Source organism: Crinalium epipsammum PCC 9333 (assembly GCF_000317495.1).
Classification (GTDB): Bacteria; Cyanobacteriota; Cyanobacteriia; order Cyanobacteriales; family PCC-9333; genus Crinalium; species Crinalium epipsammum.
In genome coordinates, this window is record NC_019753.1 from 2,789,687 (window position 1) to 2,809,701 (window position 20,015).

Here is a 20,015-nt window from a genome sequence, read left to right on the forward strand (position 1 = left end):
ATCAACTAAGAATATAATCTACCGAATTTATACCCAGTAAGAAGAGCTTTGCGCTGTATGGAAATAACAGGATTTTTTCAATACGCACAGAGCGCGAGAAATTAAAGTAGTAATTATTTTAATTCCTTAGCTTTAGTTACGGCATTGCAAACACCAAAGCTGGGTGCTGACTGCTGACCGCAGTAGATTTACTAACCAATATAGGTAGCAGTTACAACCCGATCAACAGTCAAAACCTCAGTTTAGTTAGAGCTAGCACCTAAATTATAGTGCTAACTATTCCCCTAGTTGAGGTTTTGTGGAAGCTCCAAAAGTTTAGGAACGCTGAATTTTATCTTTTTGGCTAATAAAAATCAATGCTACTGTTGCTGGGACTACAACGATTACACCACCCCAAAGCAGACTGTACAAAAAATTCGCTAATGAAGGTGTCATAAAATTTTGTTCCTCTGTGAGTGTTTAGAACTGAAGTGTTTCTTCCAATTTTAACGATTTGCTACACTTCTGAGAAGCTAGTTGTGGATACGATTTTTAGATTTGCCTGAATCGCTTATCCGTCCGCTCTCGGTCGCTAGCATCTAACTAAGATGATAAATTAGCTCAACATTACGTTTTATGAACATTACAGTTCTAAGTTTGAGCCTGGGTCTACTTCTAGGCTTGATGACCTTTCTCTTTATTTTCAGGATTGTGCTTACCTGGTATCCTCAGCTTGATCTCAATCGTTTCCCCTTCAATATAGTGGCTTGGCCAACAGAACCATTTTTGATCCCCTTGCGAAAAATCGTACCACCTATAGGTGGCGTAGATATTACCCCAATTATTTGGGTAGGAATTTTTAGCTTGGTGCGGGAGTTGCTGATAGGGCAGCAGGGATTACTGACTTTACTTTCCTAGCCGCAATTATCGCAGGGCGAACAAAAGGTTCGCCTACCTCACCATTTCCTCACTAATTAGGACTATTACAGGTAGCCAATTTTACATTAAACCTTGACAAAGCAGCAAACTAAAGACCTTTTTTTCAGATAGCGATAAAATAATTAACTATGTTTTAGGCTGCATGATTTGCTCAACGAAGTTTGTATAGACTTCACCCCTTAAAAATTCTGGTGTTTCCATAATTCTTTGATGAAACCCAATAGTAGTGGGTACACCAGTGATCGCGCACTCTCTTAATGCCCTTCTCATCCTTTTGATTGCTGTATCTCTGTCAGCGCCCCAAACGATTAGTTTTCCGATCAGAGAATCGTAGTATGGGGGGATTTCGTAGTCTGTATAGACATGAGAATCCATCCTTACGCCTGGGCCTCCTGGCGGTAGATAACCACTAATTCGCCCTGGACTCGGACGGAAGTTGTGGTCGGGATCTTCTGCATTAATTCGGCATTCGATCGCATGACCCCGAAGGACTACCTGTTCTTGAGTAAGTTGCAGTTTTTCTCCTTGAGCAATACGGATTTGTTCGGTAATTAAGTCTAAACCAGTAACCATTTCTGTAACTGGGTGTTCAACTTGAATGCGGGTATTCATTTCCATAAAGTAAAAGTTGCCGCTTTGGTCGAGCAAAAATTCAACCGTACCCGCGCCAGTATAGTTAATTGATTTCGCTGCCATCACAGCCGCATTACCCATTTGCGATCGCAGTTCTTCACTAAGTACGGGGCTAGGGGCTTCTTCTAGAAGTTTTTGGTGACGACGTTGGATAGAACAGTCTCGCTCACCTAAATGAATCACGTTGCCGTAGCTATCCGCTAAAATTTGAAATTCGATATGACGGGGACGTTCGATAAATTTTTCTATATAAACGCCAGCATTCCCGAACGCAGCTTCCGCTTCCCCTTGGGCTGCTTGGTAGAACTTGAGAAAATCACTTGCTTCTCTCACCAGCCGCATACCTCGTCCACCACCCCCAGCAGTCGCTTTAATAATTAGGGGATAGCCAATTTGATTTGCGATCGCAACTGCGTCTTTTTCATCTTCCACAAGCCCGTCACTTCCAGGCACAGTCGGGACACCTGCCCGTTGCATAGTTTCCTTTGCAGTCGATTTATCCCCCATTGCCCGCATAGCTTCGGGTGTTGGGCCAATAAAGGAAATTTCGTGATCCGCGCAAATTTCCGCAAATTTGGCATTTTCCGCCAAAAAACCATACCCAGGATGAATCGCTGTAGCATTGCGCGTCAACGCGGCGGAAATAATATTGGGAATATTCAGATAGCTTTTGCTACTTGGTGGTTCGCCAATGCACACAGCTTCGTCAGCTAACTGCACATGGAGGGCGTGTCGATCAATAGTAGAGTGAACAGCAACAGTGCTAATGCCCATCTCTTCGCAGGCACGGAGAATTCGTAGGGCAATTTCCCCTCGGTTGGCAATTAGAATTTTTGAAAAACGCATTTCCCAGCTTTTTGATTCCGTATTCTGTAGGATAGACTTTTCTGAGAGTTGCGGAAAGATATTTCAAATCTCTGTACTTGTGCTAAGATAGGTAAGCAACTCTGAAGTGGCGAAATTCAAGGCGAAAAAATTTGCTCTTGTTGAGTATATACTTCTAGTTAATATGCGGATGTGGCGGAATTGGTATACGCGCACGCTTGAGGTGCGTGTGGGCCTAGCCCTTGCGAGTTCGAGTCTCACCATCCGCATTTAAAGTTTCTAGGCAATGCCTAGAAACTTTATTGTTTTTATGTCTATTTTTAAGCTCCTGCCTAAAAATTACAAGGGCGGAAGAAAATTTGTTAGAGTCTAGCCTGAGAGTGAATAGTTTTGTGAGCAGGATTGTTTATAATTCTTAATAGAAATATAAAGTTTTATTAAGAACATTGACTCTAACCTTCAGACCCAGTAAAAGCTCTGCACTGCCCACAGCTTGGTATGCTCTTGATTCTATCTGGCAGGGTGGGGAAGAAGTTGTTCAGAAAGGTTTACCGCACTCTCAACTAGCACCAGCATGGCAAATATTATTACTGGGAGATGGTTCTCCTACTCGTCACCTACAGCTACTTACGGGTGAACCTACGGCAGTAGATGTGATTGATATGTCGCCTATTGGGATGAGTCCTGATGGCGCACCTGATTTAATTGAAGCAGTTCCAGGGCCAAGGCTTCGCCGTCAGGTATGGTTAAGGAAGGAGTCTGGGCAAAGGTTAGCTTATGCGACTTCTTGGTGGGAAGCTAGTCATGTAGATGAGTATCTGCAAAATCGTTCTATACCAATTTGGGCTAGTTTAGCTAGTCTGCGGACGGAGTTGTATCGGGATGTGCAAGGGGTATATTACGGAAATTCGCCAGAATTAGAGGAAGCTTTTGGAGAAAAAGGGCCGTTTTGGGGTCGTCATTATTTGTTTTGGCATCACAAGCAGCCGTTTACACTTATTTATGAGGTGTTTTCGCCTTATTTAACCAAATATTTAGGGTCGATGCAGTTGGATTAGAATTTTTTTCTATGTTAGTACTTACGGGTAAATTGTCCTTGAGGTAGGGGCGGGTTTATATATATCAATGGTGTGTCGGGATAAGGTGTGTTTTAAAACTGTATTGGCTCCGTTTCTGTCGGTGAGATCCCCCTAAATCCCCCTTAAAATGGGGGACTTTGATCGGATTTCCCCCCCCCTTTTTAAGGGGGGCAGGGGGGGATCGAAGGGTTTGAAAACACGCCCTAGCCATGAGCGTGCAACCCGCCCTACAAGAGTGATTTTAGCGTTGTCGCAGCAGAGTTTTGTATGTCTGAAAACCCCACTTTTTAACTTCTTTCCCGTAATGCGGGCTATTTGAATATGGCGATCGCTACTAAATTATTTAATTGTAATTATTAGGATGGTAATATCACCATCGCTATCCCAACTATCTGTATGGTTATTAGTCCTTTGACATTAAATTTAGATACTGTTCACCTTACAGACGAACAATTCTATGAATTATGTCAAAATAACCGCGAGTTGAAATTTGAACGGACGGCTACCGGAGAATTAATTATTATGCCACCTGTGGGGGGAGAAAGCGGTAATCGAGAAGCAGACTTAATTACTGATTTGGGAATTTGGAATCGTCAAACTCAACTTGGTTATACTTTTAGTTCTTCTACTATATTTAAGTTACCTAATGGTGCTGACCGTTCTCCTGATGCTGCTTGGATTAAAAAGGAACGTTGGGAAGCACTTACTGCTGAACAAAGACGCAAATTTCCTGCAATTGCACCGGATTTTGTGATTGAGTTAAGGTCAGCAACAGATGATTTAAAAACTTTGCGTCAGAAAATGCCAGAATATATAGACGCAGGGGTGCTATTGGGATGGTTAATTAATCCGCAACAACAGCAAGTGGAAATTTATCGTCAAGGACAAAATGTGGAAGTGCGAAACCTTCCTACAGAATTATCAGGTGAAGATGTATTGCCAAAATTTAGCTTGAGTTTAGCTTGTTATTAAGGTTTTCTAAAAATTAAGATTATAGCAACCGCCCTTGTCAGTTAAGCCATTAAATATTTTTCAATTACAATTTTTTTATCGCAGATGTGAGCAGATAAACGCAGATTACGCAGATGAAATACCAATATTGGATCATTGTCCTAAGCGCCTTGTCCGTTGCTATATTAGGAGGCAACTCCATTTTTTGTTCCCAGGTTGAACCTGGGAACTAGAATTCAAATTTAAGCAGGAACAGCTTTTTCTAATATCAACTTAGAACGCTTGACTGTTTCTGGAATTGCGATGGGATAATCACCATTAAAACAAGCAGAACAGAAATTGTTGGTATCTTCACCTGTAGATTTCAACATCCCTTCTATACTGAGGTAAGCTAGTGTATCTACACCAATAAGTTGACCTATTTCTTCTACTGATTTAGTAGCAGCAATTAACTGGTCTTGGGTATCAGTATCAATTCCGTAGAAGCAGGGATGAGTTACTGGGGGTGATGAAATTCTCATGTGTACTTCAGTTGCACCTGCATCTCGTAAAGCTTTGACAATTTTACGGCTAGTGGTTCCCCGAACGATGGAATCATCAATAATGATGACCCGCTTACCCGCTAATACATCTTTTAAGGGGTTAAGCTTCATTTTAATTCCAGACTCGCGCATTGCTTGAGTTGGTTGGATGAAGGTGCGACCAACGTAGCGGTTTTTAATTAAACCTTCTGCGTAGGTAATTCCAGATGCTTGTGAAAAGCCTATAGCTGCTGGAATACCAGAATCAGGTACACCAATGACAATATCCGCGTCTATGGGAGAATCTGCTGCGAGTTGACGACCTAAGCGCATTCTGTAGCTATATAATGTTTCGTCATGTACAACGCTATCAGGACGCGCAAAGTAAATCATTTCAAATATGCAAAGCTTGCGCTGTGGTTCTTTACTCCAGTGGAAGGAGGCTAAACCGTCGTCGGTAATCCAAACTAATTCCCCTGGTTCTACATCACGTAAATATTCTGCACCGATGATATCTAAACCGCAGGTTTCAGAAGCGAGAACGTAACGCTGAGGGCTACCTTCCAAAATACCAATTACTAGGGGACGAATACCATTTGGGTCACGTGCGCCCATTAAACCAGCAGGTGTACCAATTACTAAACTAAATGCGCCTTGACATTGGTGAAAGGCACGGATTGCGCCTTCTAACCAATCTTGACCTTCATTTACTTGTTCTGCGATCGCAAATGCGATCATTTCTGAATCTGTTGTGGTTAATAAGTTACAGTCGCGCTTCAGTAACTCTTCTCTTAATGTTGTTGTATTGACAAGATTGCCATTATGTGCTAATGCAAGTTTGCCTAGGCGAGTTTCTACAACAGCAGGCTGGGCATTGACTACTTTACTAGAACCAGTTGTAGAGTAACGGGTATGACCAACTGCCATATCCCCAGGCATCTGACTCAATATAGATTCGTTAAAAACATGGGAGACTAGCCCCATGCCTTTATATAGATTTACCTCTTTGCCTTGAAAGGTAGCAATGCCAGCAGATTCCTGACCTCGGTGTTGGAGTGCATAAAGCCCAAAGTAAGTAAGTTTGGTAACGTCTTCCCCTGGTGCATAGATACCGAAAACACCACAGGCTTCCTCTGGCTTGTCTGGTCTATCCTGGCAGTTAACAGGATACTCGTCAGAGGAGAAGGAATGGTTGGGAATCATGCTACGGTTTTGCTCCTAATAGGACGGGTGATCAGATAAATTGCTATATCTAAGGAAAGATTTAGATATATTTATTTAGGTTAATAATTCTTAAACAATACACTACTCAACCTTAACCTATCTGGCAAAAGATGGAGCAACTAGGCAACGGATTTTGTAACGGATGTAACGGATGGGTGATTGGTGGGTGGTTTAGGATTAGGGTTTTAAGAAATGATTTATCCGTTACATCTGTTAGGTTGTCTACTACTTAAGTAGTTAAACGGCGTTCGATGCAGTTAGACCAGCGATCGCTCATATCTGTAATGCTAACGTTGAGTAGGGGGGTGTTGTCAGCCGTAATAACTCGGAAGTTTTCGGCGGTTTTGGCGACTTGACCGATTTTTTGCCAGTTTTTACTCAGTTTTTCTTCGAGGTAAGTTTCCCACGCTGTTTGTTGTTCTGGGGAAACTGATACGATGATTCTTGCTCCACCTTCGCCAAATAAGATATTATCCCAGCGTTGTGAGGGATTTGAGGGTAAGTCTAGGTGAATTTCTGCTCCTAGATTACCACTGATGCAGGATTCGGCAAGTGCGATCGCAATTCCTCCTTCTGAGCTATCATGGGCTGAACGTATCCAACTTTGACGGATACCTTCACGGCAAACTGCTTGTACACGCATTTCTAAGTCAAAATCCACTTGTGGTGGTTGTCCTGCAACAGTTCCGTGTATTGCTGCCAGATATTCTGAACCTCCCAAAGTTACCTTGGTAGCTGTATCTACTTTTTCTCCTAAGAGATAAATTAAATCTCCTTCATACTGCCAAGCTTGACCACAAATTTTGTGAATATCAGCAACTAATCCCACCATCCCAATAACAGGGGTAGGATAAATTGGTTGGGGTGTACCTGTAGCATCAACGGTTTCGTTGTAGAGGGAAACATTTCCACCTGTTACTGGAGTTTGGAATTCTCTGCAAGCGTCGGCAATTCCGCGACAAGCTTCTGCTAATTGCCAATAACCTACAGGTTTTTCGGGACTAGCAAAATTTAAGTTATCTGTAACGGCTATTGGTTCCGCACCTACACAGCTAAGATTACGTGCAGCTTCAGCGACAACGGCTTTTGCACCTTCATAAGGATTCAGGTATACATAGCGGGAATTGCAATCTACTGTTGCAGCTACACCTGTTTGATGTAAAGTACCTTCTTTTACACCTGTTAATGGGGTTTCCAGTGGACGCACTCTGATTACAGCAGCATCAGCACCGCCTGGGACAAGTACGGTATTATTCTGCACCTGATGGTCATATTGGCGATAAACCCAACGTTTTGAAGCAATTGTGGGTGTATCTAATAGCTGTAACAGAATATCATTCCAAGTTTTAGTGCTGCCTTGAATTTCAATTCCTTCTTCTGTAGCAGTAGGTAAAGATTCCGGTGTCCATTCCCAAGCTTGACGCGCATATTCTGGGGGTTCAGCAAGTAATTCCCGATGATAAATTGGTGTATTATCTGACAAAGCTGTAGCTGGTATTTCTGCTGCAACTTCACCTTTAAATAAAATGCGGACTATTGGTTCTGAAATTACTGTTCCAGCTACTACCGCTTGTAAACCCCAACGATGGAAAATATCAATTAATTCTTGCTCACGTCCTTTATGAGCAACAAATAACATTCTTTCTTGGGATTCAGACAATAAATATTCATAAGGAACCATTCCAGTTTCGCGTACTGGAATTTTGTCTAAATCAAATTCAATCCCTACGCCACCTTTAGCTGCCATTTCTGCGGTAGAACAGGTAATTCCAGCCGCACCCATATCTTGTGCTGCTACTACTGCGCCAGTTTTAAATGCTTCTAAGCAAGCTTCAATTAAAGATTTTTCTAAAAATGGGTCGCCTACTTGTACTGCGGGACGGTCTTTTTCTGACTCCTCAGTTAATTCTGCACTGGCAAAACTCGCGCCACCCATGCCATCTCGTCCGGTGGTAGAGCCAACATATAATACTGGGTTGCCCATACCAGATGCACCAGATTTCACAATTTCTGATGTTTCCATTAACCCTAGCGCCATTGCATTAACTAAGGGGTTGCCAGAGTAGGCGGGGTCGAAGTAGACTTCACCGCCAACTGTGGGTACTCCAACGCAATTACCATAGTGTGAAATGCCTTCTACTACGCCAGAGAATAATCGCTTGGTACGACCATCTTCTAAGGAACCGAAACGGAGTGAATTTAAGATAGCAATGGGACGCGCACCCATTGTAAAGATATCTCTTAATATACCACCCACTCCGGTGGCTGCTCCTTGAAATGGTTCGACGGCTGAGGGGTGGTTGTGGGATTCAATTTTAAAGGCTAGTTGTAATCCGTCGCCTAAGTCTACTACACCTGCGTTTTCACCAGGACCAACGAGAATGCGATCGCCTTCTGTGGGAAACTGTTTTAAAAGTGGGCGAGAATTTTTATAACAGCAATGCTCAGACCACATTACGCCAAACATCCCTAGTTCAGCTTTGTTGGGGTGACGACCTAATCGCTGGACAATTTCTTCATATTCATCAGGTTTGATGCCTTCAGAAGTTATTTCTGCCAACGAAAAAGGGGAAGAGGAGATGGCGGACATGGAAGCCTTGCATAAATTAGGACAAGCTTTTATTTTACTGACTTGTTAGCCATTCACGAAACTGGCGTAAAGCTGTAATTACTCCCAAGGTTTGACACTGCTCCAGAAATTCAATTACGCGACTAGCAAGTAAGATGGGAAAAGTGGGAGAGCGATCGCATTCTATATAATCCCCATTTTCCAATTGATAAAAATGTATTGTCCGACCATCATATATCCAAAGTTCTTTTACTCCCAAATCTGCATAAAGCTCTAGTTGATTTAATGAACTTCTACTAATATCAATCTCTAGCGCCAAGTCTGGAGGTGGATCTTGATTAAAGTCTAATGTTTTTTTACCTCTAACTAACGCTTCATTCTGAATGTAGTAACAGGAATCGGGTTCTTTACCAGCCTTCATACTTGAGCGTTTGATTGTCATTGAACCAAACAAGTTATATTCAAGTTGTAATTCTTCTAGTAGAGTTACAATTAAACGCTCTATCAACCTGTTACAGTTCTCATGTTCAGGCAGTGGAACCATAATTTCTAAATTTCCCTTGTGATAAGCAAGTCTGTGGGAATTATGTTCACCAAGTTCTATTAATAAATTTTCAAATAATTGCCAGCTAATATTTTGAAGTAATATACGCTGTTCAGTTGGAGTCGATGTTGCTACCATATTGCATTACCTTTGAATACTTTTTTGTGTGTGTAGTGGTCATAGTGATTTACCTTAATACTGTTGTCATGGGTCATTGTTAATATGTTTTTAAACTCTATTTTTGTTACCCTCGCAACTAGCCAATTAGACATACTGGTACAATTTTATACTAATTTAATTGGTATAGAACCGGAAAGTTATATTCCTCAGATTTATGCGGAGTTCCGATTAAATAATTTACGTTTAGGAATTTTTCAGCCCAAAGAGGCGAATCGGCAAGAGTTTGATAACAGTGGGAGAAATCCGATAAGCTTGTGTTTTGAAGTAAGTGTCTTAGAAAGTGCGATCGCTCATATTACAGCATTGGGATATCCGCCGCCTGGTAAGATTATTAATGCCTCACACGGCAGAGAGATTTATGCTTACGATCCTGATGGTAATCGCATAATTTTTTATCAATCTAATAAATTAGATTAACTTATAAAAATAAATATATACTCATTGATTAGGAATTTTACTATATATAACGTAGTAAATCTGTCAATCCATAGAAACTAACAATTAGCAACAATACAGCCGTTACTTGCGTAACACGGGGTTGAGGTGAAGGAAATAATGCTTCTCTAATTAAAATTGAAGTAGATGCGCCTACGACATAGCTTAAACTGAGGGCTAAATATTGCCATTGATCTGTACGTCCCCAAATTACTAGCAATAGTATTGCTAACAATAACATTAATAACTCAATGAACCGAGGGGGATTGTATTGACTAATAATAACGACGGCGTGCCAAAAACGTTGCAAAAATCTCATTTTTCTTGATGTATTTGGTTGTGTTCTTGTAAATAAGCTAAAGCAATGCTAGTTTCAACTTGGGGAAATTCGTAATAAAAACGGCTAACGCTTTGAAACTGATGAGGGGTGTCTAGTACAATTACGCGATCGCACCATTTATTTAACCATTCCATCAGTTCTGCTGGTGCTACAGGCGCACAAATCCATATCTGTGCTGGCTTTTGGGTTCTTAATGCTTGCACTGCTACTGCCATTGTCATCCCTGTGGCTATCCCATCGTCTACTATGAGAGCGATCGCACCTTCAGCACTAAGCTGTGGGCAACTAGCAGCAAATTCCGCTTGTTGTTCCTGAGCTTTTTGTTGAGCTTGAAACATTGCTTCAAGCCTTAAATTTTGCTGCTGTTTACGGAATGGTTTCATATCTAGCCAGATTACTTGACCATCTGCCGTTACAGCACCCATTGCCAATTCTGGGTTGTCAGGCTTAGTAATTTTTTTGGCAACTACAATATCTAACGGGCAATTCAACCGACGCGCAATTGGTACTGCAACGGGAATTCCACCTCTAGGTAGTGCATAGACTATCGGTTGAGCAGTAATACCAGTAGCTTTAAGTTTTTCAAGCTCCTCAATTATAGAGTCAGCTAGTAGAGTGCCTGCATTAATGCGATCGCTAAATAGCGGTGTAGACGACATAAGTTCCTCCGGCAATAAGCTGCCTGGTTGCATCTATCATGGCGAAAAAAGTATGAATTATGAAGCATAAATGATAAAAATTTAATTTCTTGTCACTTTTGACCCCTAAATTAATTGCTAACAGCTAGTGTTGCTAGGATGATTTTGTTGCAGCATACACGCTTTCCCCAGATTTATGTCGAACGAAAACCAACTCAGCTTATTTGATACCTCAACAACGAGCCAATCTGCATCATCCTTTGATCTGATTCCTACAGATGCAAAAGTCCCTATTCCTCCTGGTACTTACGAAACAATCAAGCAGATAGCAGATCACTGTAACCGTTGCCATCGGTGTGATTTAGGAAATAATCGCACTCATGCTGTAATTGGGCGAGGCAATATTCAAGCACCAATTATGATTGTGGGGGAAGCGCCTGGACAAAATGAGGATGAGACAGGGTTGCCATTTGTCGGTAAATCAGGACAACTTTTGGAGAAAATTTTAGCTTCTGTGAATTTGAGTACAGAAACAGATATTTACATATCTAATATGGTGAGATGCCGACCACCCAATAACCGTCCCCCTACTACTCCAGAAATCGAAGCTTGTAAACCTTATCTATTAGAACAAATTCGGATGGTAGACCCGAAAATTATTTTGTTTACAGGTGCTACTGCTGTCAAAGGTTTAACTGCGGATAAGCGAGCTATTTCAAAAATTCGTGGTTCTTGGATAGAGTGGGAAGGGCGTTTGTGTATGCCAATTTTCCACCCATCTTATCTTTTGCGTAATCCTAGCCGTGAGGCTGGTAGCCCTAAATGGTTAATGTGGCAGGATATGCAGACTGTACGCGCCAAGTTAGATGAAATTCAAGGGTGAGGAGGGAGGAGAGAGGGGGGAGGAGTTATGTAAATTAGTATGGATTAGACATTTAGAGCCTATCCGAAAAGGTTTTTTTAAGAGTATTTAACCGCAGATAAACGCAGATAAACGCAGATGTTTAAGATTGATTCTCTATTTTTCGGATAGGCTCTTAAAGGTGCAATGGGAGACTTGCACTACTGATTAATAATTAAATAATTAAGCTTGTTATAACTGTTGTAGAGGCAATTTATATGGTACAAATACCATCAAAACCTTTAACATTGGAAGAGTTTCTCAAGTTACCAGAAACGGAACCTGCTAGCGAATACATTGATGGTCAAATTTTTCAAAAACAAATGCCACAAGGGAAACATAGTACAATTCAAGGTGAATTTGTAACTGCTATAAATACAGTAGTAAAGCCTCATCGAGTTGCCCGTGCTTTTCCAGAACTGGTCAATAGTACCAGATATATCTGTGTTTCTTTGGGACAGAATTCCCCGTGATGATAATGGTGCAGTTGCTAACGTTTTTCAGATAGCCCCCGATTGGGTAATTGAGATATTATCACCAGATCAAAGTCAAACAAAAGTAACAAAAAAAATTCTAAATTGCCTAAATTATGGTACTCAAATGGGTTGGTTAATTGATCCAGAGGAGCAAACTGTATTTGTTTATCTACCTAATCAGCAACCCCAAGTATTTGAGCAACTAGAGGAGGAACTTCCTATACCATCTTTTGCAAGTGAGTTGCGGCTAACTGTAGGAGATTTGTTTGGCTGGTTGTTAGAGTAAAGTAAATTTAAAGAATTTCAGCAATGATGATAATTTTAGGTCACGATTAAAAGCGATCGCACTCACCCCTGTAAAATGCGTAGGCGAAGCCCGTCGTAGACATCGCCCTTGACAATAAATCTAAGTTTCCAGTAGCCTTGACACTTGCGCGTGCATCAAAGCAATGTCAGGATCACGTTGAATTGCAGCGTAATATCGCTTTCCAAAGGTATCTCCATCTTCTGATGGTTGCATTAAATTTTGCGCTTGCTCTAAAAGTCCACTTGCATTGTCTAACTCTACAGGTTCTTTGGAACTAAGCAATTCATCAATCTCAACAATGAATTGGGATATAAGGCGCAACCAATTAAACCAATCATGGCTGAGTACTAACTGGAAATATTCACCCTTTGATTTAATCTGCCCGTGTAACTGTTCATAAGCAACCCGTTCAGATTCTAGCAGTGCTTTGTGGAGACGTAACAAAATATTACGTACGTCGCGCAGGCGTTCAAGTATAACTTTTAAAGAATCGGATGAAGACATCGGATAATGATTGCCGTAAATACTTTTTCCATGTTGGCATATCAATTCGGCTTAAGTGGGGATAGAATTCGCTGTAATTGTAGTAAAATCAGGTTAAATGAATTGTGCGATCGCACCCTACCATTGATGTATTTTATCCTGCTAATCACAACGGATGGCGTTTAAAAAAATTCCATATTTCCTGACTAGCATTAATTAATTGCGAACTACCGCCACCGCCTCTGGGGAAAATGTGTCCCGCACCTTTTAAAGTAACAAGTTCTACCTCTGCACCATCCCGACAATTAGGATAACGAGAAATATCTACACGCTTATTTAAACTTTTTTTAACTTCCTTCCCAGTGCAACCATTATGTTGTCGCCAAAACTTAATACTATCTGGAACAGACAAAATCGAATAGCCAAATATTTTAGTACCTGCCCAAGGCACTTTGTCATCATTTGTGCCATTGATCATTAACATAGAAATTGGACGTTTAGAATTACAAAATTCTTTTACCTCACCAGGCATAGTAGCAACTACTGAGCCAAAAGCAGCAATTTGGCTATTCAGTTCGCAAGCTAATCTTTGCACTAAAAAACCACCATTAGACACCCCAGTAGCATAGATTCTGCGTTTATCAATACTTCTAGTTTGCTTGAGGTGGTTGATTAGAGTAGAGACAAAAGAAACATCATTCACGCCCCACATTGGATTACTTGCTACGTCCCAACGTCGATCAATTCCATTCGGGTAAGCAATGATAAATCCTTGACGTTCTGCTAATTCATTAAACCCTGTACTAGATGCTAAATCTTTTCCTTGAGAGCCAGAACCATGAAATGCTAAAATTAATGGCATCTGGCGCTTAGGGTTGTAAGATTTGGGAGTATATAAGTAATAACTTCTCTGCCGTCCTTGATGCCGCAATTCTCCCGTTGCCGCACCTATTTGTAGTGGCTGTTGTTTAGTTGTGGCAGATATTTGTGGTTGCAATTTAGCACTAACTAAAGTTGAGTTAGCATCGCAGCTAGTTGTAATACTAACTAACAGCAACGTCAAGGTTAGTTGTGCAGAAGGTTTTAAAAATAACAGGTTCATTATGCTGACTAGCTTGATGAGATAAAATTATACGTCTCACCGTGTCGCAAATATTTTACTTTTTCCTCTAGTCCTGCTGCTTTCACTGCTTCCATAAAGTCCTCAAGCGGGGACTTAAATACGGTGTAATCGTTATAGTGAATTGGTATGCTCAAATGTGGTGAAATAATCTGAATTGCTTGCACTCCTTGTTTTGCATCCATAGTTAGCAAAATTCCAAAGGCTTTTGTTCCTCCCAAGTGCAGCAAAGCGAGGTCAATATCTGGATAGCGTTGAGGTATTTCCTTTAAATCTTCATAAACTAATGTATCGCCACTGATATAAACGCGAAATACTGGCTGTTGATTGTTGAAGCTAAACTCCAACATACTGCCCATTACTTGGGGTAAGGCAGCAGCTAAAACTCCAGGGCCATGTCTTCCAGGCATAGCTGTAATGCGTACTGAAGCATTACCTTTATGAACAGTGAAGGTTTCCCAAGTATTTAAGGGTTTTGTGGATGTAAATCCCTTGTTTTTGAGTTTATCAACTGCGTGCTGGGTACTAATAATCGGTAAATTTTTTTTCAGCTTAGATTCTGCCACACGGTCAAAATGATCTTCGTGCATATGGGATAATACCAGCAGATCTACAGGCGGTAAATCTTCAATTTCTATGGCTGGATTAGTTGTGCGAGTTGAACGTAATCCATATCCTAAATGTACATGATCACCCTGATGTAGAAAGTTGGGATCTGTGAGAATTGTGAATCCCGCGTAGCGGAGTATAACAGTGGCAGTACCAATGAAGAAAACTGAGCCATTGTGCAGATTGGATTGCTCACTATTACTATCTGGCAGTAGCACAAGTTCTGTGGCTGTATCCATGTTGCACCTCTTTTTAGCAGTTAGTGAGCAAACAAATTTCAGCTTAAACTTATCGTTGTTATGCTAACCCTATCTGTAGGCGGATACTATTAATTAAGTTTCTTTACTTATTTTTAGTTGAAATGCTGAGAGGATAAATGTGGCTATAAAAAATTAGCCTGCATCAGCAGGCTAATATCGGAATTTGATTGTTTGGAATTTGGTGAATTTTTCTGAAAATTGCTAATTATTCCATAGCTTCTGAGCCTTTTCCAGAGGGACGTGGTTCTACAGCTTGTACATCTTCACCTTGTACCTGTTTGATAAATGTTTTAGTGCTTGGAGGTAAAGGTTCATCCAAATTCAGTTTTTCTTTAATTGTCTCGGCTGCATTTTGAAGAGGGTTGCCGCCGCTTTCTTTATCTTGTTGAGGGACTTGGTAAGAACTTGCTTCTGGTGTGGTGGTTGCAGCAAAAGCTTGTGGCGTTGTAAATTGTCCGAAAGCTGCACTAACAAACAATATAAGTCCTAGAAAACAAGCAGTAATAACTTGACGAAGTTGCATTGTTTGCAACCAGCCGAAAACTCGGTTCATATAAAATCCTTTATTAGTTACCTCATTAGTATTCAACTTTTATTTAAGCTAGGCATCAGTCAGGTGATATAGAGTTTTTACCTTATTTTCGGCTTTTTTTCTCTGTCGGTAGATAGACTGCGATCGCATAACGCCTCCCAGTCTCCCCGTTAGGTTAACGGAAACGCGATCGCACTGGTCTATGATTACTCCAAATATCTCTCAAAATTTCTTATCTCTTTTGACATTGCAGTGGGTAACGATTACCTCGCCATGTTGTCCAACCCCTAGCTAGTCTAGTATTACTGTTGTATTTGAGATACCAGTTATCTTGCTCGTTACCTAAATAGCGGATACCTAATTCCGAAGCATTTGAATACCTTTTAGCTAACTTCACCCAAGGGCTACGGTTATCACTGAAACGTCCAACAACACGCACACCAGAAGAAGTACTACATACACCACCGCTACAATTTGTTTGAGGATCGTCTACTACATACCACTGCATTTGTGCAGGTCTACCATCAATATTACAATTCCATAGACCAAAGTACCATTGGCTGACTACTTGAGAGGCGCTGGCATGATTTGCGCCAACAAAGAAACTTACAGGAACTATTGCCAATCCTAATAGCCACTTGTTTAAGTTTTTCATAAATGCCTCGCGTAAAATTTACTACTGTTAAATTGCTCTACATTTTTATAGAATTGACTGAAGATTTTTATGCAGTTTTTAATAGCCAACAGTAACTAAGTAGTTCCACTTAATAAAACCTAAGATAGTCACACTACATCTAGGGTAAATTAACTTGCTCTGACAACATAATTAGTGCGGGCATCTTGCCAGCGTGTTGCCTCAGTCCTATTACTCTTAGTTTAGCATTGCCATGATTTTTGGGTAAGTCTAGATTTTTTACCGAGGGCAGATGGCAATTTTTCACTCAAGGCAGTAAAAGTGTCTGTATTAGCTTGCATTTACATTAACTACCAGTAAGTGAGAAAGCAGATCACAGAATATTCATTCACTCCACAACCATGCACCTTTTTGACCCGATAAAAATTCGTGATATCACTTCCCGCAACCGCATCGCCGTTTCACCTATGTGCCAATACTCCAGTGTGGACGGCTATGCCAATGATTGGCACTTTGTCCATTTGGGTAGCCGTGCTGTAGGTGGGGCAGGGTTAGTGATGACTGAAGCCGCAGCAGTAGAAGCAAGAGGTCGCATAAGTCCTCAAGATTTGGGCATTTGGAGTGATGATCATGTGGAAAACTTAGCCCGCGTTACTAAGTTTATCCAGGTGCAGGGAGCCGTCGCAGGTATCCAGTTGGCTCATGCTGGGCGTAAAGCTAGTAACTATCGTCCTTGGGACGGTGTGGGAACTGTACCTGAAGATGAGGGGGGATGGAGTGACATTATTGCTCCTAGTGCTATTCCCTTTTCTGATGGAGACTTAACCCCAAAAGCTTTAGATACAGAAGAAATTCAAAGTTTAATTCAAACTTTTGTTGATGCAACACGCCGAGCGGAGGCAGCAGGTTTTCAGGTAGTTGAGATTCATGCTGCTCACGGTTATCTATTGCATGAATTTCTTTCGCCACTAACTAATCAGCGTACTGATGATTACGGTGGTTCTTTCTTGAACCGCACCCGCATAGTTAGAGAGGTTGTGGAGGCAGTTCGACAACATTTGCCTGAGCGTTATCCCCTGTTTTTACGCATTTCTGCTACAGATTGGGTTGAGGGTGGTTGGGATATTGAGCAGTCGGTTGAGTTAGTACGACAACTGCAACCACTAGGTATAGATTTGGTTGATTGTTCTTCAGGGGCAATTATCCCCAAAGTTTCAGTCCCTACTGGCGCTGGATATCAAACGCCATTTTCTGAACGCATACGACGTGAGACAGGAATTTCAACAGGCGCTGTGGGGATGATTACTGCATCGCAGCAAGCGGATCACATTATTCGGACAGGTCAAGCTGATATGGTGCTACTAGGTCGTGAGTTATTACGCGATCCTTATTGGCCGCTAAAAGCATCTATAGAATTGAATCAATCGGGATCTTTGCCTCCTCAATATCTCAGAGGGAAACCTTAATTTTTAGATAAAATTCACACATTTATGAGAAGAGTTCAAAATAAAGTTGCTCTAATTACTGGTGGTGCTTCAGGAATTGGTAAGGCTACTGCTAAGTTACTGGCGCGTGAAGGTGCAGTTGTAGTTTTTACTGATTTAAGCGAGCGCGATATTACTAGCGTTAGTACAGAAATTGGTAGCAGTGCGATTTTTTGCAAGCATGATGTTACCAATTCACAGCAATGGGAAGATGTAATTAAGCTGATAGGCGATCGCTTTCACAAATTAGATATCTTGGTAAACTGTGCTGGTATTGCTGGCATCAACGCGGCACAAGATCCCGAAAACGCCACATTAGACACTTGGCGACAGGTAATGAATGTAAATATGGAAGGCGTTTTTCTCGGATGTCAACACGCCATACCCCTAATGAAAGCAACAGGCGGTTCAATAGTAAATATTTCATCCTATGCTGCCATAATTGGTACGCCCTTAGCGGTTGCTTATGGTGCAAGTAAAGCTGGTGTGCGTCAGTTTTCTAAATCTGTTGCTTTATATTGCGCTCAACAAGGTTACAAAATTCGCTGTAATTGCATCTTGCCAGGAGCAATTTTAACTCCAATGTGGGAAGGATTTCTTGGTAGTGGAGAAGAGAGAAATCAACGCAGCGAACAAATTACCAAACAAATACCTTTGGGAGTGTGGGGAGAACCCGAAGATGTTGCTTATGCAGTTCTTTATTTTGCCTCGGATGAATCCAAATTTATTACTGGTGCTGAATTGGTAATTGATGGTGGTCAATCTGTCGGTTGATAGGTGAGGGAAGAGTGCGATCGCTCTTTATTTGCCATGTAAAAAATATAGAATACGCAAACATACATAATTATTGATATTATATTATTAATAATATAACACTCACAATAATATGTCTAACTCTCATAAAAACGAGGCTGAGTCTTTTAATTTTTCTGATTTTAAAAAGAGTATGGAAGAAGGCTTAAAAAATTCCCTAGAAGCAGTTGAACGTTTGAAAGCTACTGATACCAGTGAAATGAATGCTGCTCAATTGACAGAACATCAACACGAAATTGAGGAGATAGAAGGAGTAGCTTCAACCCTCCAACAAATGCGTTTTGAAAACTTAGAAAATCTACAAGGAAAGGTACAAGACGCATAAAGACGCTGATTTGATAGTTAACCAACTAATATGATCACATTAACCAAGCTCAAAGATTGATCAAGCAAGAGTTTGATAATTCATAATCGTGAATCCTGTTTAAATTTCATCAGAATTACATTAATATTACTGAATCTAAATTTTTGCACGATATATGAGCTACTTTCGCCAAAATATTGATTTGATGTCTGGCTACCAGCCAGGAGAACAGCCTCCAGCAGGTGTTAAGGTAATCAAACTCAATACAAATGAAAATCCTTACCCGCCTTCGCCAAAAGCCTTGCAGGTAATGCAGAATCTGGATGGAGAACTATTGCGCCGTTATCCAGATCCAATGGCGGGAGAATTCCGTGAAGCTGCCAGCCAAGTTTTAGGTGTACCGAAAGAGTGGATTTTGGTAGGTAATGGCAGTGATGACCTTTTAACAATGCTGATGCGGGCTTGTGCCGATCGCGATCGCAACGTTGTTTATCCCATGCCAACTTATGTCTTATATCGTACCTTGGCTGAGATCCAAGATGGGTGTATAGCAGAAATTCCTTATGATGATGATTATCAATTGCCAGTTGAGCGATTAATTGCGGCTAATGGTGCTGTCACCTTCATCGCTTCCCCTAATAGTCCTTCTGGTACTTCTATACCCCTAGAATTATTAGATAAACTAGCAGCACACTTATCAGGGATATTAGTTGTTGATGAAGCGTATGTAGATTTTGCTGAATCTGATGCTTTGTCGTTAGTGCAAAAATACGACAATGTGATTATTTTACGCACTCTTTCTAAAGGTTATTCTCTGGCGGGGTTGCGGTTGGGGTTTGGAATTGCTCAACCAAGCTTGTTAGAAGGATTAATTAAGGTTAAAGATAGTTATAACGTGGATGCGATCGCATATCGTATTGGTGCAGCAGCATTGCTAGATCAAGATTACAAAATCGCTAATGCTGAAAAAATTAAAACCTCCCGCACTAAACTAACTAACAATTTAGAGCAACTAGGTTTTAAAGTATTACCATCTCAAGCTAACTTTTTATTAGCTCAACCTTCCCAAAAACAAGCTGAATGGCTCTACCAAAACTTGAAAAATCAAGGCATCTTAGTGAGATATTTTAAGCAACCACAACTAGAGGACAAACTACGAATCACAGTTGGCACAGAAGAGGAAAATGCAGCTTTAATTAAAGCATTAACTCAGCCATGTGGATCAGATTAAATTT

At 41.0% G+C, this 20,015-nt stretch carries 21 protein-coding genes, 1 tRNA gene and 1 pseudogene; 11 read left to right on the forward strand and 12 right to left on the reverse strand.

From position 1 onward, the window contains the following. Positions 1-315: 315 nt before the first annotated feature. Positions 316-435: a photosystem II reaction center X protein gene (psbX, locus tag CRI9333_RS12105; RefSeq protein ID WP_015203461.1), complete on the reverse strand. Its 120-nt coding sequence runs from the start codon at positions 433-435 to the stop codon at positions 316-318. Between the two features lie 180 nt (positions 436-615). Between psbX and CRI9333_RS12110 the strand changes: the two genes are divergently transcribed. Next, positions 616-897, forward strand: coding sequence for a YggT family protein (locus CRI9333_RS12110; protein WP_015203462.1), 282 nt, complete (start codon positions 616-618; stop codon positions 895-897). Positions 898-1,044: 147 nt separating this feature from the next. Here CRI9333_RS12110 and accC read toward each other — a convergent pair whose 3' ends face one another. Further along, positions 1,045-2,397 carry an acetyl-CoA carboxylase biotin carboxylase subunit gene (gene accC, locus CRI9333_RS12115; protein WP_015203463.1) on the reverse strand — a complete coding sequence of 451 codons (1,353 nt, stop codon included), beginning with the start codon at positions 2,395-2,397 and terminating at the stop codon, positions 1,045-1,047. Between the two features lie 165 nt (positions 2,398-2,562). On the opposite strand from accC, the gene CRI9333_RS12120 reads away from it, so the two are divergent. The 3 genes from CRI9333_RS12120 (at position 2,563) to CRI9333_RS12130 (ending at position 4,427) form a co-directional block, all read left to right on the forward strand. After that, positions 2,563-2,645 (forward strand) — tRNA-Leu (locus CRI9333_RS12120). A 177-nt stretch (positions 2,646-2,822) separates the two neighbouring features. Continuing rightward, positions 2,823-3,434 (forward strand): chorismate lyase, encoded by a 612-nt coding sequence (locus CRI9333_RS12125; RefSeq protein ID WP_015203464.1) that lies wholly within the window; start codon positions 2,823-2,825, stop codon positions 3,432-3,434. Between the two features lie 417 nt (positions 3,435-3,851). Continuing rightward, positions 3,852-4,427, forward strand: a complete 576-nt coding sequence (locus tag CRI9333_RS12130) for a Uma2 family endonuclease (RefSeq protein WP_015203465.1) — start codon at positions 3,852-3,854, stop codon at positions 4,425-4,427. A 221-nt stretch (positions 4,428-4,648) separates the two neighbouring features. Here the strand turns inward: CRI9333_RS12130 and purF are convergent, their stop codons facing one another. The 3 genes from purF to CRI9333_RS12145 form a co-directional block, all read right to left on the reverse strand. Next, positions 4,649-6,130 (reverse strand): amidophosphoribosyltransferase, encoded by a 1,482-nt coding sequence (purF, locus tag CRI9333_RS12135; protein ID WP_015203466.1) that lies wholly within the window; start codon positions 6,128-6,130, stop codon positions 4,649-4,651. A 250-nt stretch (positions 6,131-6,380) separates the two neighbouring features. Beyond that, a complete protein-coding gene (purL, locus tag CRI9333_RS12140; RefSeq protein WP_015203467.1) occupies positions 6,381-8,741 on the reverse strand; it encodes a phosphoribosylformylglycinamidine synthase subunit PurL in 2,361 nt (786 codons plus the stop codon). A gap of 34 nt (positions 8,742-8,775) precedes the next feature. Then, positions 8,776-9,402: a Uma2 family endonuclease gene (locus CRI9333_RS12145; protein WP_015203468.1), complete on the reverse strand. Its 627-nt coding sequence runs from the start codon at positions 9,400-9,402 to the stop codon at positions 8,776-8,778. An 84-nt stretch (positions 9,403-9,486) separates the two neighbouring features. Here CRI9333_RS12145 and CRI9333_RS12150 point away from each other — a divergent pair, with 84 nt between their 5' ends. After that, a complete protein-coding gene (locus CRI9333_RS12150; RefSeq protein WP_015203469.1) occupies positions 9,487-9,861 on the forward strand; it encodes a VOC family protein in 375 nt (124 codons plus the stop codon). A 40-nt stretch (positions 9,862-9,901) separates the two neighbouring features. On the opposite strand, the gene CRI9333_RS12155 is transcribed toward CRI9333_RS12150, so the two are convergent. After that, on the reverse strand, positions 9,902-10,198 hold the full coding sequence (locus CRI9333_RS12155) for a hypothetical protein (RefSeq protein ID WP_015203470.1): 297 nt from the start codon (positions 10,196-10,198) through the stop codon (positions 9,902-9,904). Continuing rightward, positions 10,195-10,878 carry a phosphoribosyltransferase gene (locus tag CRI9333_RS12160; protein WP_015203471.1) on the reverse strand — a complete coding sequence of 228 codons (684 nt, stop codon included), beginning with the start codon at positions 10,876-10,878 and terminating at the stop codon, positions 10,195-10,197. Before CRI9333_RS12160 ends, CRI9333_RS12155 begins: the two co-directional genes overlap by 4 nt. Positions 10,879-11,053: 175 nt before the next feature. On the opposite strand from CRI9333_RS12160, the gene CRI9333_RS12165 reads away from it, so the two are divergent. After that, entirely contained in the window at positions 11,054-11,740 is a 687-nt protein-coding gene (locus CRI9333_RS12165) for a uracil-DNA glycosylase (RefSeq protein WP_015203472.1), read from the forward strand. A 236-nt stretch (positions 11,741-11,976) separates the two neighbouring features. Continuing rightward, a pseudogene (locus CRI9333_RS12170) lies at positions 11,977-12,520 on the forward strand (Uma2 family endonuclease). A gap of 120 nt (positions 12,521-12,640) precedes the next feature. Here the strand turns inward: CRI9333_RS12170 and CRI9333_RS12175 are convergent. From CRI9333_RS12175 to CRI9333_RS12195, 5 genes are all read right to left on the reverse strand, one after another. Next, a complete protein-coding gene (locus tag CRI9333_RS12175; RefSeq protein ID WP_015203473.1) occupies positions 12,641-13,045 on the reverse strand; it encodes a hypothetical protein in 405 nt (134 codons plus the stop codon). A 145-nt stretch (positions 13,046-13,190) separates the two neighbouring features. Then, positions 13,191-14,126, reverse strand: coding sequence for an extracellular catalytic domain type 1 short-chain-length polyhydroxyalkanoate depolymerase (locus CRI9333_RS12180; RefSeq protein WP_015203474.1), 936 nt, complete (start codon positions 14,124-14,126; stop codon positions 13,191-13,193). A gap of 8 nt (positions 14,127-14,134) precedes the next feature. Beyond that, positions 14,135-14,992, reverse strand: coding sequence for an MBL fold metallo-hydrolase (locus CRI9333_RS12185; RefSeq protein ID WP_015203475.1), 858 nt, complete (start codon positions 14,990-14,992; stop codon positions 14,135-14,137). Between the two features lie 226 nt (positions 14,993-15,218). Further along, positions 15,219-15,566 carry a hypothetical protein gene (locus tag CRI9333_RS12190; protein WP_015203476.1) on the reverse strand — a complete coding sequence of 116 codons (348 nt, stop codon included), beginning with the start codon at positions 15,564-15,566 and terminating at the stop codon, positions 15,219-15,221. A gap of 211 nt (positions 15,567-15,777) precedes the next feature. After that, entirely contained in the window at positions 15,778-16,200 is a 423-nt protein-coding gene (locus tag CRI9333_RS12195; protein ID WP_015203477.1) for a DUF6006 family protein, read from the reverse strand. A gap of 380 nt (positions 16,201-16,580) precedes the next feature. Here CRI9333_RS12195 and CRI9333_RS12200 point away from each other — a divergent pair, with 380 nt between their 5' ends. The 4 genes from CRI9333_RS12200 (at position 16,581) to hisC (ending at position 20,011) form a co-directional block, all read left to right on the forward strand. Continuing rightward, positions 16,581-17,645 carry an NADH:flavin oxidoreductase/NADH oxidase gene (locus CRI9333_RS12200; RefSeq protein WP_015203478.1) on the forward strand — a complete coding sequence of 355 codons (1,065 nt, stop codon included), beginning with the start codon at positions 16,581-16,583 and terminating at the stop codon, positions 17,643-17,645. A gap of 24 nt (positions 17,646-17,669) precedes the next feature. Further along, a complete protein-coding gene (locus tag CRI9333_RS12205; RefSeq protein WP_015203479.1) occupies positions 17,670-18,437 on the forward strand; it encodes a glucose 1-dehydrogenase in 768 nt (255 codons plus the stop codon). A 112-nt stretch (positions 18,438-18,549) separates the two neighbouring features. After that, the gene (locus CRI9333_RS12210; RefSeq protein WP_015203480.1) at positions 18,550-18,801 is read left to right on the forward strand and encodes a hypothetical protein; all 252 of its coding nucleotides are present in this window, start codon (positions 18,550-18,552) and stop codon (positions 18,799-18,801) included. A 154-nt stretch (positions 18,802-18,955) separates the two neighbouring features. Further along, positions 18,956-20,011, forward strand: a complete 1,056-nt coding sequence (gene hisC / locus CRI9333_RS12215; protein ID WP_015203481.1) for a histidinol-phosphate transaminase — start codon at positions 18,956-18,958, stop codon at positions 20,009-20,011. The last annotated feature ends 4 nt before the right edge of the window (positions 20,012-20,015 follow it).